At 48.6% G+C, this 16919-nt stretch carries 15 protein-coding genes and 5 tRNA genes; 19 read left to right on the top strand and 1 reads right to left on the bottom strand.

Translation table 11 applies throughout. The features are described 5' to 3' along the window. Positions 1–138: 138 nt before the first annotated feature. The 6 genes from U9S71_RS15815 to U9S71_RS15790 all read left to right on the top strand — a co-directional run bounded on the left by U9S71_RS15815 (position 139) and on the right by U9S71_RS15790 (position 6626). Positions 139–393, top strand: a complete 255-nt coding sequence (locus tag U9S71_RS15815) for a hypothetical protein (protein ID WP_326328575.1) — start codon at positions 139–141, stop codon at positions 391–393. Between the two features lie 15 nt (positions 394–408). Further along, on the top strand, positions 409–591 hold the full coding sequence (locus U9S71_RS15810; protein ID WP_326328574.1) for a hypothetical protein: 183 nt from the start codon (positions 409–411) through the stop codon (positions 589–591). After that, entirely contained in the window at positions 579–1193 is a 615-nt protein-coding gene (locus U9S71_RS15805; RefSeq protein WP_326328572.1) for a fibronectin type III domain-containing protein, read from the top strand. The genes U9S71_RS15810 and U9S71_RS15805 overlap by 13 nt, the downstream gene beginning before the upstream one ends. 248 nt (positions 1194–1441) lie before the next feature. Next, complete coding sequence (locus U9S71_RS15800) at positions 1442–4141, top strand: zinc-dependent metalloprotease (RefSeq protein ID WP_326328570.1); 2700 nt, start codon at positions 1442–1444, stop codon at positions 4139–4141. A gap of 187 nt (positions 4142–4328) precedes the next feature. Beyond that, positions 4329–4919 (top strand): hypothetical protein, encoded by a 591-nt coding sequence (locus U9S71_RS15795; protein ID WP_326328568.1) that lies wholly within the window; start codon positions 4329–4331, stop codon positions 4917–4919. Between the two features lie 240 nt (positions 4920–5159). Continuing rightward, complete coding sequence (locus U9S71_RS15790) at positions 5160–6626, top strand: hypothetical protein (protein WP_326328566.1); 1467 nt, start codon at positions 5160–5162, stop codon at positions 6624–6626. 92 nt (positions 6627–6718) lie between these two features. Here the strand turns inward: U9S71_RS15790 and U9S71_RS15785 are convergent, their stop codons facing one another. Next, on the bottom strand, positions 6719–7876 hold the full coding sequence (locus U9S71_RS15785) for a BamA/TamA family outer membrane protein (RefSeq protein ID WP_326328565.1): 1158 nt from the start codon (positions 7874–7876) through the stop codon (positions 6719–6721). Positions 7877–8038: 162 nt separating this feature from the next. Here U9S71_RS15785 and U9S71_RS15780 point away from each other — a divergent pair. From U9S71_RS15780 to rpoB, 13 genes are all read left to right on the top strand, one after another. Continuing rightward, positions 8039–8111 (top strand) — tRNA-Thr (locus U9S71_RS15780). A gap of 11 nt (positions 8112–8122) precedes the next feature. Then, positions 8123–8203: transfer RNA gene (locus U9S71_RS15775), tRNA-Tyr, on the top strand. Between the two features lie 6 nt (positions 8204–8209). Continuing rightward, a tRNA-Gly gene (locus U9S71_RS15770) sits at positions 8210–8282 on the top strand. Positions 8283–8359: 77 nt separating this feature from the next. Next, positions 8360–8431, top strand: a tRNA-Thr gene (locus U9S71_RS15765). Between the two features lie 63 nt (positions 8432–8494). Beyond that, positions 8495–9682, top strand: a complete 1188-nt coding sequence (gene tuf / locus U9S71_RS15760; RefSeq protein WP_326328564.1) for an elongation factor Tu — start codon at positions 8495–8497, stop codon at positions 9680–9682. Positions 9683–9760: 78 nt separating this feature from the next. Beyond that, positions 9761–9831, top strand: a tRNA-Trp gene (locus U9S71_RS15755). A 15-nt stretch (positions 9832–9846) separates the two neighbouring features. Then, a complete protein-coding gene (secE, locus tag U9S71_RS15750; protein ID WP_326328562.1) occupies positions 9847–10041 on the top strand; it encodes a preprotein translocase subunit SecE in 195 nt (64 codons plus the stop codon). Between the two features lie 17 nt (positions 10042–10058). Continuing rightward, positions 10059–10604: a transcription termination/antitermination protein NusG gene (gene nusG / locus U9S71_RS15745; protein ID WP_326328561.1), complete on the top strand. Its 546-nt coding sequence runs from the start codon at positions 10059–10061 to the stop codon at positions 10602–10604. 154 nt (positions 10605–10758) lie between these two features. Then, a complete protein-coding gene (gene rplK / locus U9S71_RS15740; protein ID WP_326328560.1) occupies positions 10759–11202 on the top strand; it encodes a 50S ribosomal protein L11 in 444 nt (147 codons plus the stop codon). A gap of 22 nt (positions 11203–11224) precedes the next feature. Next, entirely contained in the window at positions 11225–11923 is a 699-nt protein-coding gene (gene rplA / locus U9S71_RS15735) for a 50S ribosomal protein L1 (protein ID WP_326328559.1), read from the top strand. Between the two features lie 2 nt (positions 11924–11925). Next, on the top strand, positions 11926–12444 hold the full coding sequence (rplJ, locus tag U9S71_RS15730; protein WP_326328558.1) for a 50S ribosomal protein L10: 519 nt from the start codon (positions 11926–11928) through the stop codon (positions 12442–12444). A gap of 77 nt (positions 12445–12521) precedes the next feature. Beyond that, positions 12522–12902, top strand: a complete 381-nt coding sequence (rplL, locus tag U9S71_RS15725) for a 50S ribosomal protein L7/L12 (protein WP_326328557.1) — start codon at positions 12522–12524, stop codon at positions 12900–12902. A 181-nt stretch (positions 12903–13083) separates the two neighbouring features. Further along, entirely contained in the window at positions 13084–16893 is a 3810-nt protein-coding gene (gene rpoB / locus U9S71_RS15720; RefSeq protein ID WP_326328555.1) for a DNA-directed RNA polymerase subunit beta, read from the top strand. The last annotated feature ends 26 nt before the right edge of the window (positions 16894–16919 follow it).

The following is a 16919-nucleotide window of genomic DNA, read 5'->3' as shown; positions in this document are numbered from 1 at the left end:
CTAATGTACGAATTTTGGTTGAGGTTCATAACGGCACCAGCGATAAATTGCCGTTTGGCCAACGACGGGACGGCTAATGCGTGGCGGCGGCTGGATACGCGTGCTAGCAAAAATGCAGTGGGTTTTCGGTAATCGCAATTGCGAACTCCCTTCGTGGTAATGGGCCATGGCCGGGTGCATTTGGGACGCATACGTAAGTTATTGGGTGTTGCCGATAGGTCATTGGGCGGTGTGGGAGATCAGTTGGGAGCGCTTCCTGCATTTAGGGGAACCCCCAGCGAGGTTAAGGGGATCGGGCCGGGGGGTGTGGGCAGTGCCTGCTTGTTATTGGTATACAGGCTCCCGGTACTGGGCGGCAGGTATACGCGGTTTGGAAATGCCGCCATGTTGTAGGGATATGGGGGAGTGATGCTGGGAAAAGAAGGATTGGTTCTGGGGATCGGTGCATCAGTTTTGGGAATGGCTGTGTTGTTTACGGGTAATGATTTCATGTATTCGGGTAATGATTCAATTCGTATGGGAAATGAGGTGAAGTCAATTCCGATGAATTTAGTACTTTTGGGAAATGGTAAGTTGTTATGGCGTATGTGATTTATGATTTCAGCAAGGAGAAAGATGCCGATTTGGACGCTTTAGCCGAATCAATCATTACGAAGTTAACCGACAATGAACACTTTCCCGATCCTGAACCGGCCTTGGCTACGGTGCGCCGGCATTTGGAAGCATACCGGGGCGCGCTGGTGGAAGCGGCCGGTGGCGATCGGCTGAAGGGTGAGTTAAAACGTGCGTGTAAGAAGCAGCTCGCCGGTTCGCTCCGCAGCCTGGCACTGTATGTGGAGCGCGAATCAAGGAGCGATCGTGCGGCCATCTTGAGTGCCGGTATGGAATTGCGGAAATCCGCCGAACGGATCGATAGGATGCCGCTTCCGCATCGCTTCCGCGTGAAGTATGGCGAGCCCGGCAGTGGAACGGCCGTGGTGAGCGCCGGGCGTTTCGAACCCGCATTGATGTACCGTTTCGATTACCGGCTGGCCGGTTCCGGGGAATGGACAACCGTCATCTCCAGCTATTCACGCATCACGATTGACGGGTTGCAAAGCTATAGGCATTATGAGTTCCGCGCAGCCTATATCGGTAGGGGCATTGATCCCGAACCCCGCTTTGGCGAAACCATTACCACCATCATTCTCTAAAGTGCGTATTTCTTTGTTTTTTTTTGTTGACCTTTCCATCTCAACGGCGACAATCCCAATCAGGTAAAGGATTATTACGATTTAATCCGCAACGGTTTGTTTTGTAACACAAAAGTTGCGGGTGGTACGGCAATAATTTACGATGTTCGCATGCAACTAATTCGGTAACTGCGCGTCTCAACATAATGAGCCTCGGCTTTGGACGGCAAAGGACCGCACATGAATGTATTAATTTTAACCAAAATCGTATGAAGTACGCATTGTTAGCAACTGTAGTGGGTAGCCTGTTTCTGGGTGCGCCTGCTTCGGGCCATGTAGCGGTATATTCGCTGCAGGACACCCTTCCTAAAAACCAACCGGACACCGCGAAGGTGACGCCGCCGGATAGCACCGCAAAGGCGGCAGCAGATTCAGTGAAGAAAAAGAAAGACGAGAAACCCAGTGTGGACGATAAGGTGAAGTCGAGCAAGAAGATCGACGGACTTTTTACGTTATACCGGGATACTGCAACAGCCAGTTTACAGTTATACCTCACGAAGGAGCAGCTGGATAAAGACTTTATTTACCAGAGTTTTTCGATGGGCGGTCCCACAGCCTTGTACCTCAATCAGAATATGATTCGCGATACTTGGTTGTTCAGCATCCGAAAGAACCACGATAAAATCGAGTTCCTGCGGAAGAACACAGCTTTTTATTATGACCCTGCCAACCCCGTGAGCAAGGCAGCCAATGCGGATGTGGCGGAGACCATTTTTCATTCGGAAAAGATCGCTGCTTCAGACAGTGCAGGTTACCTCATTTCGATTGATGGCTTATTTATCAGCAATAAGCTGGATGCCGTAAAGCCAGTGATGCCTCCCGGAACGCCACCGACGGCGCGGTTCAACCTGGGTAACTTGAACACGGGTAAATCGAGCTACGATACGGTACGTTCGTTTCCGCACAATACGGATGTGGTGGTGCGATTGACCTATGAAAATCCGGCGCCCATGAATGGGGGCGGTAAGGACATTACCGATGCACGGTACGTAACGGTGAAGATGCAGCACTCGTTCCTTGAAGTACCCCAAAACAGCTACCGCTCGCGGCGGGATGATCCACGTGTGGGCTATTTCGGTGCCCAGGTGGATGACCTTACCTCGGTATCGCCCACGCCCTACCGCGACTTCATTAGCCGCTGGCACCTGGAAAAGAAAAATCCGAATGCGAAGTTGAGCGAACCGGTGGAGCCGATTGTATTCTGGATAGAGAATACCACGCCGTACGAGTACCGCCCCATCATTAAGGAAGCGGGCGAGAAATGGAACGAGGCGTTTGAAGCCGCGGGCTTCAAGAATGCCATCGTGATGAAACAAATGCCCGATGATGCCGAATGGGATCCGGCCGATATTGCTTATAATGTAATCCGTTGGAAATCGTCGTCCAGCCCTAGCTACGGCGCCATAGGCCCCAGTTTTTATAACCCACTTACCGGCCAGATCCTGGGGGCCGATATTACCGTGGAGTGGAAGTCGGGTGCAGGCACGCCGGTGATGGACGACCTGTTCAACGGCGGTAATGCCGCGCTGGCATCGCTACCTTGGGAACATCCTGAGCAGGCAGTGGCTCCGCAAGCGGAATACATCCACCATTCGCAGGTGAACCGGATGGCGCTGTGCAACTTGGCCAACGAGCTGAGCATGCAGTTCCAAACCGGCATCGTAGCCGTGGAGACCCTCGGTGCCAAAGGGAGTGAAACCGGTAAGTCTGACGCGGTGAAAGAGATGCACAAGCAGTTCCTGTATTACCTGATTATGCATGAGATGGGACATACCCTTGGGTTGAACCATAACATGCGGGCAAGCCAGATGCTTAGTCCCGAGCAGCTGCACGATACCAAGCTGACTCGAAAGATCGGTCTGCAGGGGTCGGTGATGGACTATCCGGCCATCAACGTGAGCCGCGACCGCAGTAAACAGGGCGATTATTACACCACCAAAGCCGGTCCTTACGATATCTGGGCCATTGAATATGGCTATACGCCTTTTTCAACGGCTGAAGAAGCCAAAGGACTGGACAAGATTTTGAGCCGCAGCACGGACCCGCAGTTGGCTTTTGGCAATGATGCGGATGATATGCGTAGCCCGGGCAAAGCAATCGATCCGCGGGTGATGATAAATGACCACTCGAGCGACATGATGGCGTATGGCGAGGAACGTTTTTTGTTGGTCAACGATATGATGCCGAAGCTGAAAGAGCGGTTTACCCGGCCCAATCATGGGTATCAGGAATTGCTGCAGCGCTATGGCCAACTGAATAGCCAACGCGCCAGTATGGCATCGGCCATCAGCCGCTACATTGGCGGGGTGTATGTAGACCGTAGTTTTGTGGGGCAGGAAACGGATGCCGAGCCGTATACCCCCGTGCCGCTGGAAACCCAGAAGAAGGCCATGGAGCTACTGGGCAAGTATGTGTATGCCCCCGATGCATTTGAAACGGACTACGCACTGTTCCCCTATCTGCAACGGCAACGCCGGGGTTTCAATTTCTTCAGCGGTACCGAAGATTATAAACCGCAGAGTACGTTTAGGTCGCTGCAGGTGAGCACGCTTTCTCACATCCTGCACCCAACAACGCTTGCGCGCATCAGCAACAGTAGTCTTTATGGTAATGCATACTCGGTCACTGATGTGATGAAGGACCTGACGACAAATATCTTTGCGGCCGACTTAGGCGGAAATGTCAACCTGATCCGGCAGAACCTGCAAACGGATTATGTCAAAGCATTGATTGGCATCCTGGAAGCCAAAGGCGGATACGACTACGCGAGCAAAGCTGGCGCGTTAGCGACGTTGAAGGATCTTAAAGTGAAATTGGATGGTGCCGGGGATGCCGACGCACAAACGGTGGCGCACCGTCAAAGTTTACAGTTTATGATTGAACAGGCGTTGTCGGTCAATAAGTCCTGAACTAGATTTTAATTGGATATTGTTATTTCCCGTCCATGCTGTGAAAGGTGTGGCGGGATTTTTTTGATTGGTTATTAGTCTGTTACCGTATTAAACGATAAGAATATTAGCTTTTTAATTGCAACATGTATCAAAAGATAGTATCTTTGTGGTATTGAATTGAAGTTAAACTTAAATCGTGTTAATCATGGACAACAATCAGCATCCTTTAAACCCGGCGCCAGTAAACCAAGCCCGCTTCCGGCACCTGAGTGCTGAGGAGATTGAAAACCCTCTCACTTATATCGAAGAACTTTGTGAACGGGAAACCGCGTTGTATTACTTAAATCGGGATATCCTTGATCTCGTGAAAACCGCCTATTCCTATCGTGAAGAATTCTTTGAGGGCATCCATAAAAGTTATGCATATAACCAAATTCAGGTCATCAAAGTCGTTGAGATTCTGTTTGTCCTGTATTGTGGCAAACTAGATTTGAAGTCCGGAAATGTACGGAGCTATGAGAACAATTTCAGCTGTTTGAATCGCGATGAGATGAATGATATCCGCGTGTTTCTGGATGATTTTTTTGCCTTTCATAGCCTTAGCGAATGGCATGAGTTTATTGATGATTTACTGATCCACGCTTATAAGGAGGGGAGCGAGGGGCTCTTCAATAATGTAAAAGAGCCATTCAAGGTGATGGCCTATTTTGAAAAGCTAGCCGAGGCAATTTTCCTTGTATACGAAATCCAACGTTTAAAGGAAAGTTATCCGAAAGCCAGCAAAAACCTAACGTGATTTCTTAACCGGACTAAACTATTTTGATAAATTTTACGGTTTTTCTTGACTTTTTTTATCTAATAGACTATTTTTATCCCCGACACCTCATCTCATGTGTTGGGCACCGTCGTACCTATTTGAGAATATTGGTGAGTGGCTCCCATGCCACTCACCCGGTACTTTTTTATAAACCATTAAACTATTTATCTAATGAAATCATTACGCCATCTTTTGAGGGGTTCGTTATACGTTTTTTTATTGACCAGTTTTTTTCTGTCCGGCTGCAAGCGGGACATTCCTCCGCTGCCGACAGACGAATTAAGGAATGTGACATTTAAACTGGAGGGTTTCACGGCGGAGACGAGGCCTATGGATGGCTCGCAGGGCACCGCCCGCTTGGCGCTCGGGGCGGCGGGTAAGGGACTACAGGCATTGAAGAATATCGAACCCAGGGTGGAACCGCAGTACTTATATTACTGGTCGTTTAATAACGAGGATTTGGTGCCGGATGTTGCTGTGGATGAGGTAGGGGCGGTGATCGCGTTTGAGGGAAAAAGCTCGAACTTCGTTAATGGGCATGCGTTGGCCCCATTTGAGGCGGGCCATGCACTTAAGATCACTGGTGCAAGCTCACTGACAATCAGTTTGCCGATTAATGCTGTCGAAAATTTAGCGGCACTGGCCTTTGATATAAAAAGCTCAGATACAGGTCCCAAAGATTTTTCATTTTTATATTCCGTAGACGATGGAGTAACATATAAAGAATGGAGTGCGAGCAATCAATTTGAGAAAACGAAGAGTACACAATGGAACGCGTACACCTTTGAAATTGCTGATTTTGCTGAATTCACTGACGTAGATATGGTGCTTTTCAAGATGGTTTTTTTGGCTGGAGATCGCGGCGAAGGCAAAGAATACAGTGAAAGTGGAGGCGTAGTTCATCTCGACAACATCCGCCTTTCGGGCGTATACAATATGGAGACTGAAGCCCCAACCACACCCAGCACATTGCATTATTACATCTTCTCATCCGAAGATGGCAGTGTGGTGCAGCAACAGCAGCTCCCGATGGATGCCCTTGGTGATGGTGGTACACTCGATGTGAATCTGGCGGATGGCAATTACGATGTGCTTTTTGTAGCGTATCGATCGGAGAAAGGCGTGCTGCTCCCCGAGAATTTAACCCATGCAAGTGAGTTTTATTTTGGTCAGCACTTTGACGATTATCGAGCGGTCTCTTATGCCGCATTATTGGAGAGTGTAATAGTCGACGAAGCCAATGTGGAAGAGACGGTGACACTGAACCGATGCTACAGTTTGGTCGAGTTCGACTTCACGGATTCGGAGACTAACCTTCAACGGGTCAAAAAGATTGAAATTGTTCGGCTACACGACAATTTTCTATACACGCCATTCGGTATGCCCGCTGCGAAAGAAGAATCGGAGGTCGAGCGTATTCAGTTCAGTGATTTTGATTTCGCTGAAGATCACATCGCCTTACACCAATTTTTCGGCTTGATTGATGTTGGAGGGAGTATCAGCTATGAGTTGATAGCTTATGGTGAAGGTGATGTGATACTCAATACGGTAACGATAACCGAAGATTTACGAAATAACCAAATACTGCGACTTACCGGCAACTTACTCGGAGATTCCGGTGCGATCAATGGCTTTTCCGTTGCGCTCGATACGGAATGGGAAGAGATTTTGGAGCACGGGTTCTGATTTCACCCGGTTCGCTCAAATGCAGGCTGATTGAGAAAGGCTGCTTTCCATGGTCGGAAAGCAGCCTTTTTCACGAGATACATGCTTAAACGTTAGAATGCTTCGCTCAGCGCGAGGTAGAACCCGCCTTGCCGTTTTTCACCCGGTCGCTTTTCGCCGAAGCCATATTCCAGCCGGATGCTGCTTTGGTGTTCCAGATCGAAGAAGTAACGGATGCCACCGCCGAAAGATGGCACGAATCGCGTATTGGACAGCCCATCGTGGTAAGTAGAACCGGTGCCGGCGAACCCAGCCACACCCAACCGCGGATGGAAGCGGTAACGCAATTCGCCTTGCGCAGCCAACAAGCTCCGGTCGCGGTAACGACCGTTATAGTAACCCCGCATCATCATATCGCCGCCCAATTCGCGATAAACATAAAAGGGTACCCGATTGCCGAAGGATGTTTCGTAATTGGCGTTCAAGCCCAAGGTGAGTTCGCCGGTGAGGGGGAAGAACGTACGCAGATCAACATCGACCAAGCTGCCCCGGAAGTTGGTGCCGCCACCGAAGCCCGGCGAATATGCATATTTGACCCGCGCATAATGGCCCTTGGTGGTATACGTGTTCCGGTTTCGGGTATCGTACAATTGGGAGATGCCCAATAGGAGGTGGTATCCGCCTTCATGTCCATAGGGTTGCATGCTTTCAAAGATTCCGCCGCTTTCCTCATCGGAAAAATGGTAGCGTTCATAAGCGATGTTGAATCCGCCATAATAGTTGGTGGCGAGCTCGCGTTCGCCCTCCAGCCGCACCCGGATCCATTGCATGAGCACCACATCTTTATCCTGTGCCACTGTTTCGTTTCCAAGTCCGTAAAAATTGAACGGGAAATTACGGAAGCGGAGTTCGCTGATGTAATGGTATCGATTGCCGGTGGTCCAGATGTCAGATTCCAATTTGAGATTGGTTTGCCGTTGGGTGGTGAACGTACCAATGAAGGTAACGTTGGAGGTACGGATGGTCGTATCCGCCTTGTTGGCATAGAAATTATAAACACCCACCAAGCCAAATTCCAATCCGGTTTCCTGTGCGTATCCCAATGCGGGCAGCACCACGAAACCGGCCGACCGTGAGGTGTCTTTCTCGGGGGAGATGAAGCGCTTGATGAGCGGGTGATCCCAAAGGTTTTTCCGCTCCTGCGCGATGGCGGGAAATACGATACCCGATAAGGCCAGGAAGAGGAAACAATGTTGTATGACGACTCCCATAGTGTGATTTATGCGGCGAAGATACAGATAAGAAGCGGAATGCAGCATCGTGTTTATATAGGGATGCCATACCCCGTTTAGATTTTTGTAAATAATTTTTGTATTAAACCAAGTTTGTATATCTTTGCAGTCCCTAAGAAAAGGGGTGTTTTTTGAGGTTTTGCCTCCTTAGCTCAGCTGGTAGAGCAACTGACTTGTAATCAGTAGGTCGCTGGTTCGATCCCGGCAGGGGGCTCAAAAAAAACTGGGGGGATTCCAGAGCGGTCAAATGGGACGGACTGTAAATCCGTTGCTTCGGCTTCGAAGGTTCGAATCCTTCTCCCCCCACACAAAGCGGAAGTAGCTCAATTGGTAGAGCGATAGCCTTCCAAGCTATAGGTTGCGGGTTCGAGGCCCGTCTTCCGCTCATAAGGTGTTTAGGCATGCATGCTCCGTCAGCCCATCAAGTTGGTGAATTGACGGGGTTTGATTGTAAGCACAAAAGCCGATGTAGCTCAGCGGTAGAGCACTTCCTTGGTAAGGAAGAGGTCATGGGTTCAAGTCCCATCATTGGCTCGTAAGGGTAACATAGGGTTAACATTTATACATTAAAATTTTAAATTACTAATTCGCATAAACATGGCAAAAGAGAAATTTGACCGCAGTAAGCCGCACTTAAACATTGGTACGATCGGTCACGTTGACCACGGTAAGACAACCACTACCGCTGCAATTACAAAGGTATTGGCGGAAAAGGGGTTTTCTGAAGCCCGTTCATTTGATTCGATTGACTCCGCTCCGGAAGAAAAAGAGCGTGGTATCACCATTAATACATCACACGTTGAATATCAAACTGCAAACCGTCACTATGCGCACGTTGACTGCCCGGGTCACGCCGACTATGTGAAAAACATGGTTACGGGTGCTGCCCAAATGGACGGTGCCATCATCGTGGTAGCTGCTACCGACGGCCCCATGCCTCAAACACGTGAGCACATCCTGTTGGCTCGCCAAGTAGGCGTTCCTGCGCTGGTTGTGTTTATGAACAAAGTTGACTTGGTGGATGACCCCGAACTGTTGGATTTGGTGGAAATGGAAATCCGTGAGTTGCTGTCATTCTACGAATACCCAGGCGACGATATCCCGGTAATCCGCGGTTCTGCCCTTGGTGGTTTGAACGGCGAAGAACAGTGGGTAGATAAAATCATGGAATTGATGGATGCGGTAGATTCGCACATCCCGATTCCTCCGCGGTTGACAGACCTTCCGTTCCTGATGCCGATTGAAGACGTATTCTCTATCACTGGCCGTGGTACTGTGGCTACAGGCCGTATCGAGCGTGGTGTTATCAACTCGGGCGATCCGGTTGAGATCCTTGGAATGGGTGCTGAGAACCTGAAGTCTACTGTAACAGGGGTGGAAATGTTCCGTAAGATTTTGGATTACGGTGAAGCTGGTGATAACGTGGGGCTGTTGTTGCGTGGTATTGAGAAGACCGATATCCGCCGTGGTATGGTTATCTGTAAGCCAGGTACCGTAACTCCGCACACCGAGTTCAAGGCGGAAGTTTACGTATTGTCAAAAGCAGAAGGTGGTCGCCATACCCCATTCTTTAACAAATACCGTCCGCAATTCTATTTCCGTACCACAGACGTAACCGGAGAGATTGCATTGCCTGATGGCGTAGAGATGGTTATGCCTGGTGATAACGTAACAATCACTGTGAAATTGATCAACGCTATCGCGATGGAAAAAGGCCTTCGTTTCGCTATCCGTGAAGGTGGTAGAACGGTAGGTGCCGGACAGGTAACTGAAATCATCAAATAAATCGGTCCTTGGGATCGGATTTATTTAGCCGATTAGCTAATCAGTAAAGTGCTGATTAGCTAATCGTGTCTAAAATACACGGGCATAGTTCAATGGTAGAATAGAGGTCTCCAAAACCTTTGATCTGGGTTCGAATCCTGGTGCCCGTGCTAATTATCGACAGAATGGCAAACGTACTTGAATTTATAAAAGACTCCTATGTCGAGATGACCCAGAAGGTCACTTGGCCCACTTGGGGGCAACTGCAGAATTCGGCCGTGGTCGTATTAGTTGCATCCATCATTATCGCGCTGCTTATTTTCGGAATGGATAAAGCATCGAGTAACATGCTGGAATTGTTCTATAATATTGGCTCTTAATTGTCGGGAAAGAAGAAATGGCAGATCAAGCACTGAAATGGTATGTTGTAAGGGCCGTAAGCGGTAAGGAAAAAAAGGTAAAGCAATATATTGAAGCTGAGGTAAACCGCTTGGGCATCAGTCATCTTGTACCCCAGGTGCTGATTCCGATGGAGAAGTATTACCAGATGCGCGATGGCAAGAAAGTCGCCAAGGAGCGCAACTTCTATCCGGGATACGTGTTAATCGAAATTGCATTGGATGGTGAGCTGGAACACGTGATCAAGAACATCAACAGTGTGGTTGGCTTCTTGGGCGATAAAGCAGGGAACCCCATTCCGTTGCGTCCGGCAGAGATCAACCGTATTTTAGGTAAGGTGGATGAGATGTCGGAACAGGGCGAGTTGATGAGTGTGCCGTTTTACGTGGGTGAGTTGGTGAAAGTTAATGACGGCCCGTTCAACGGATTTACCGGTGAAATCGAAGAGGTAAACGAGGAGAAGAAGAAGTTAAAGGTGATGGTGAAGGTCTTCGGTCGTAAGACACCCCTTGAATTGAATTATATTCAGGTAGAGAAAGAATAAAAGAATCCCTATATTAATAAAAAAGTTGTACCTTTGCACTCCGTTTTGGGGTGCGAACGTATTTAACGCGATAAGCGCTTCAAAATCTAAATGTTACGTTATATGCTTCCAACTTACTAACAAACATTTATTTAATTAAATTTAAGATCGAGAAATGGCAAAAGAAGTCAGTGCGTTAGTAAAATTACAGGTGAAGGGTGGCGCTGCGAATCCATCGCCTCCAGTTGGGCCCGCTTTGGGTGCAAAGGGGGTGAACATCATGGAGTTTTGCAAGCAGTTCAATGCCCGTACGCAAGACAAGCCAGGCAAGGTATTGCCCGTCGTGATTACCGTTTATAGCGACAAATCATTCGATTTTATCATCAAGACCCCTCCCGTTGCTGTCCAGTTGGTGGAAGTATCGGGCGTAAAGAAGGGATCGGGCGAACCTAACCGGAAGAAGGTGGGTGCGGTTACTTGGGAACAAGTGGAAACCATTGCCAAGGATAAAATGACTGATTTGAATGCATTCACGGTTGAATCGGCCATGCGCATGGTTGCCGGAACGGCGCGTAGTATGGGTATTACCGTGAGTGGTAGTGCGCCCTGGAATAATTAATTAACGAAATCAGTTTAAGAAAGTGGCAAGATTAACAAAAAATCAGAAAGCGGCACTATCCAAGATTGAAGTTGGTAAGGCATATACTTTGGAAGAGGCTGCGGCCTTGGTAAAGGATATGACCAATGCAAAGTTTGATGCGTCGGTGGATATCGATGTGCGCCTCGGCGTGGATCCCCGTAAAGCAAATCAAATGGTGCGTGGTATCGCCACGCTGCCACATGGTACGGGCAAAACTGTCCGCGTATTGGTTCTCTGTACACCCGATAAGGAAGAAGAGGCCAAGGCTGCAGGAGCAGACTATGTCGGATTGGACGATTATATCAGCAAGATTGAAGGTGGATGGACCGATATTGATATCATTATTACCATGCCGAGTGTGATGGCAAAAGTAGGTAGGTTGGGCCGTATCCTGGGTCCACGGAACCTGATGCCTAACCCGAAAACAGGTACGGTAACGACGGATATCGGTAAGGCAGTGACCGACGTGAAAGCAGGGAAGATTGATTTCAAGGTGGACAAGACGGGGATTATCCATACGTCTGTTGGTAAAGCATCTTTTTCATCGGAAAAGATTTATGATAACGCCTTGGAAGTATTGCAGACCCTTTCCAAATTGAAGCCGTCTGCGGCTAAAGGCACTTATTTCAAGAGCATTTATCTTTCTTCCACCATGAGTCCAGGTGTTCAAATTGAAATGAAATCAGTAGCGGGAATTTAATCATGAAAAGAGAAGAAAAGCAAGAAATTGTTAATGCTTTAACTGAGCAGATTAAATCGTACGGTAATTTTTACATCACCGACACTGCTGATTTGAGTGTAGCGAAAGTCAACGGGATACGCCGTAAATGCTTTGATAAAGGCATCGCGATCCAAGTGGCGAAAAACACCCTGATCCAAAAAGCGCTTGTAGCCGCCGGGGTTGATTCGGAAGAGCTAATCGGCGTTTTGCGAGGGTCATCGACCATGTTGTTTTCCGAAACCGGAAGTGCGCCGGCCAAATTGATTAAGGAGCTTCGCAAAGAAGGCGATAAGCCCGTGTTGAAAGGTGCCTATATCGATGCATCGGTGTTTATCGGTGATAACCAGGTTGACACGTTGAGCAAGCTTAAATCGAAGCAGGAGCTCATCGGCGATATCGTCGGCTTGTTGCAATCGCCTGCTAAGAATGTGGTTTCCGCACTTCAGTCTGGTGGTAATACACTGTCCGGTTTGGTTAAAACTTTACAAGAAAGAGGTTAATCGGGTCCCTCCAATCAAAAATACCCAAAGGATTGTTAATAGTTTTTTAAAAAAGTAAATTCAAAAATTAAAATAAAATGGCAGATTTAAAAGCGTTTGCAGAGCAGTTGGTAAACTTGACAGTAAAGGAAGTTAACGAGTTAGCTCAAATCTTGAAAGACGAGCACGGTATTGAGCCTGCTGCTGCGGCAGTGGCTGTTGCTGGTCCGGCTGCTGGCGGTGATGCGCCTGCCGCAGCGGAAGAAAAATCAGCGTTCGATGTGATTTTGAAAGAAGCTGGTGGTCAGAAATTAGCCGTGGTTAAATTGGTTAAGGAATTGACTGGTCTCGGCCTGAAAGAAGCCAAAGACTTGGTTGACGGTGCGCCGAAAGAAATCAAAACCGGTGTAGCGAAAGACGAAGCTGAAGCGTTGAAAAAGCAACTTGAAGAAGCAGGAGCTGTTGTTGAGCTCAACTAATTCAGTTCATACAACACACCTGAATGGGGTAGACTCTGACGTGAATTTCGTCAGAGTCTATTCCTGTTTATGACTTGTCCTCTTTGTGTCAATACCCACATCCGTGCTGTATGGGTGCCCGAACAAGGCGAAAGCAGTATCAAAAGTGCAGTTTAAATAGTTAAACTAAAATCTTATTCCCTTGGCAAACAAAAATATTCAAACCGAAAGAGTAAATTTTGCTAGCAGCAGAAAGGTAATCGATTACCCTGATTTTCTGGATGTGCAATTGGAATCTTTCAGGGAGTTTTTTCAACTTGAAACAACTTCCGATAACCGCCACCAGGAAGGGCTGTTTAAGGTATTTTCCGAAAACTTCCCCATTTCTGATTCAAGGAACATCTTCGTACTTGAGTTTTTGGATTATTTCATTGATCCACCGCGTTACGGTATACAGGAATGTATTGAGCGTGGGCTTACCTATAGCGTGCCGCTCAAGGCGAAGCTACGTCTTTCGTGTAACGACGAAGAGCATGAGGATTTCGAAACCATCGTGCAAGACGTTTATTTAGGAACCATTCCGTACATGACGCCGAAGGGGACTTTCGTTATCAACGGCGCGGAACGGGTTATCGTATCGCAACTGCACCGTTCACCGGGTGTGTTTTTCGGCCAGAGCCGACATACCAACGGTACGAAATTGTACTCTGCCCGGGTAATCCCTTTCAAAGGGTCGTGGATTGAGTTCGCTACCGACGTGAACAACGTGATGTATGCGTATATCGACCGTAAAAAGAAATTCCCGGTCACGACCCTTTTGCGGGCTATTGGCTACGATTCCGACAAGGATATCTTGGAGTTGTTCGAACTGGCCGACGAGGTGAAGGTGAGCAAATCGGGGCTTAAGAAATATGTAGGCCGCAAGTTGGCCGCTAGGGTGTTGAAGAAGTGGATTGAGGATTTTGTAGACGAAGATACCGGTGAGGTGGTTTCCATCGACCGTAACGAAGTGATATTGGAACGGGAAACCGTATTGGAAGATGACCACATCGAACTGATTATCGAAGCGGGTGTGAAGTCCATCATCCTCACCAAGGAAGATACGGCCAACAACGCCGACTATTCCATCATTTACAATACCCTGCAAAAGGATACGTCGAATTCGGAGAAAGAGGCTGTGGAACATATCTACAGGCAATTGCGTAACGCCGAACCGCCTGATGAGGAAACGGCTCGCGGCATTATCGAACGCTTGTTCTTCTCTGATAAACGCTATGACCTTGGCGATGTAGGCCGGTTCCGTATCAACCGCAAGTTGAAGTTGGATACTCCGGATGAGACCAAAGTGCTTACCCGTGAGGATATCATTGCCATTGTGAAATACCTGATCAACTTGATCAACTCCAAAGCGGAAGTCGACGACATCGACCACTTGTCTAACCGGCGGGTGCGTACCGTGGGAGAACAATTGTATTCACAGTTTGGCGTAGGGCTCTCCCGTATGGCCCGTACCATCCGCGAGCGGATGAACATTCGTGACAACGAGGTGTTTACACCTACCGATTTGATTAACGCACGTACATTATCGTCTGTCATCAATTCGTTCTTTGGTACCAACCAGCTGTCGCAGTTCATGGACCAAACAAACCCATTGGCCGAGATTACGCACAAGCGTAGGCTATCTGCCCTGGGGCCTGGGGGACTTTCGCGTGAGCGTGCAGGGTTTGAAGTGCGCGACGTGCACTATACACACTACGGTAGGTTGTGTACAATAGAGACCCCGGAAGGACCGAATATCGGGTTGATTTCGTCACTTTGTGTGCACGCGAAGATTAACAACCTCGGCTTTATCGAAACGCCTTACCGGCGCGTTGATGAAGGGCGGGTTGTGGTTGAAGAGCCGGTGATTTACCTGTCTGCAGAGGATGAAGACGGTAAAACCATTGCGCAAGCGAATGCGGAATACGACGATAAGGGGAACTTTATTACCCCGAAGGTAAAAGCAAGGTATGAGGGTGACTTTCCGGTTATTGAGCCGGAAAAGCTGGATTTGATGGATATCGCGCCCAATCAGATTACCTCCATCGCAGCTTCGTTGATTCCATTCTTGGAACACGACGACGCGAACCGCGCCTTGATGGGCTCCAACATGCAGCGCCAAGCGGTGCCATTGTTACGTCCGGAGGCACCGGTGGTCGGTACGGGTCTGGAAGGCCGCGTAGCACGCGACTCCCGGACACTGATCAACGCCGAAGCGAAAGGCGTAGTGGAATATGTGGATGCCAATGAGATTAAGATCCGGTATGAACGTACGGATGATGATCGGTTGGTTTCGTTTGATGATGATGTGAAGACCTATCGCTTAATCAAGTTCAAAAAGACGAACCAGAGCACCTGCATTAACCTGAAACCGATTGTAAAAAAAGGACAGGAAGTAACGAAAGGACAAGTGCTGTGCGAAGGATATGCTACCCAAGACGGTGAACTCGCATTGGGGCGTAACTTGAAGGTGGCATTTATGCCATGGCAAGGGTTTAACTTTGAGGATGCGATTGTTATTTCCGAACGCGTGGTGAGCCAAGACATTTTCACATCGTTGCATATCGAGGAGTTTGAACTGGAAGTGCGCGATACGAAACGTGGCGAGGAGGAGCTTACGTCAGATATCCCGAACGTTTCTGAGGAAGCGACCAAGGATTTGGACGAAAATGGCATCATCCGTGTGGGAGCCGAAGTACGCGATGGCGATATCCTCATCGGTAAGATTACCCCTAAGGGTGAATCCGATCCATCCCCCGAGGAGAAACTGCTCCGTGCCATCTTTGGCGATAAGGCAGGCGACGTGAAAGACGCATCGTTGAAAACCCCACCATCTATTAATGGTGTGGTCATCGACACCAAGTTGTTCTCGCGTGCGAAGAAAGTGGCGAAGGAAGAAGAGAAGAAAGCACTCGACCAACTGGATACTCAACACACAAAGGCGCTGAAGGTGCTGAAGGATAGGTTGATAGATAAGCTGTTCACCATTGTGAATGGTAAAACCTCTCAGGGCGTTTACAACGTATATAAAGAGTTGCTGGTACCCAAGGGATCGAAATTTACTCAACGTATCCTTACCGAGTTGGAATATGCCAATATCAATCCGACAGGATGGACGACCGACGACGACAAGAACGAGCTGATCAAGCAGACGCTCCATTTCTACAACATCAAGTTGAATGAGGAACTGGGAGCCTATAAGCGCGATAAGTTTGCCATCAGTGTCGGCGACGAACTGCCTTCGGGTATTGTGCAGATGGCTAAAGTATTCATCGCGAAGAAGCGTAAGCTCAAAGTGGGTGATAAGATGGCCGGTCGCCACGGGAACAAAGGTATCGTTGCGCGGATTGTTCGCGACGAGGACATGCCTTTCCTCGAGGACGGTACACCGGTAGATATCGTATTGAACCCATTGGGGGTGCCCTCACGGATGAACCTCGGCCAGATTTACGAAACCGTATTGGGCTGGGCCGGTAAGAAGCTGGGTGTCAAGTTTGCAACGCCGATCTTTGACGGTGCTTCTACTGAAGAGGTAGAAGGATGGGTGAAAAAGGCCGAGCTCCCGGCATCCGGACGGACTTACCTCTATAACGGGTTAACCGGTGAGCGCTTTGACCAACCGACAACGGTGGGTATCATCTATATGCTAAAGCTGGGTCACATGGTAGACGATAAGATGCACGCTCGCTCCATCGGCCCATACTCGCTTATTACGCAACAACCATTGGGCGGTAAAGCCCAGTTCGGTGGTCAGCGTTTTGGTGAGATGGAAGTTTGGGCTCTGGAAGCATTCGGCGCGTCCAATATCCTTCAGGAAATCCTAACGGTTAAATCCGACGATGTGGTGGGTAGGGCGAAGACCTATGAAGCCATTGTGAAAGGCAATAACCTCCCGACCCCATCTGTGCCCGAATCGTTCAACGTACTTGTGCATGAATTGAGGGGATTAGGTTTGGATATCACGCTGGATTAATCAAGCAAGCGCGTTTAACTTTAGAA

Origin of the sequence: Parapedobacter flavus, from assembly GCF_035818675.1 — a bacterium.
In the GTDB taxonomy this organism is placed as follows: domain Bacteria; phylum Bacteroidota; class Bacteroidia; order Sphingobacteriales; family Sphingobacteriaceae; genus Parapedobacter; species Parapedobacter flavus.
This window is presented reverse-complemented; position numbering and strand designations above follow the sequence as displayed.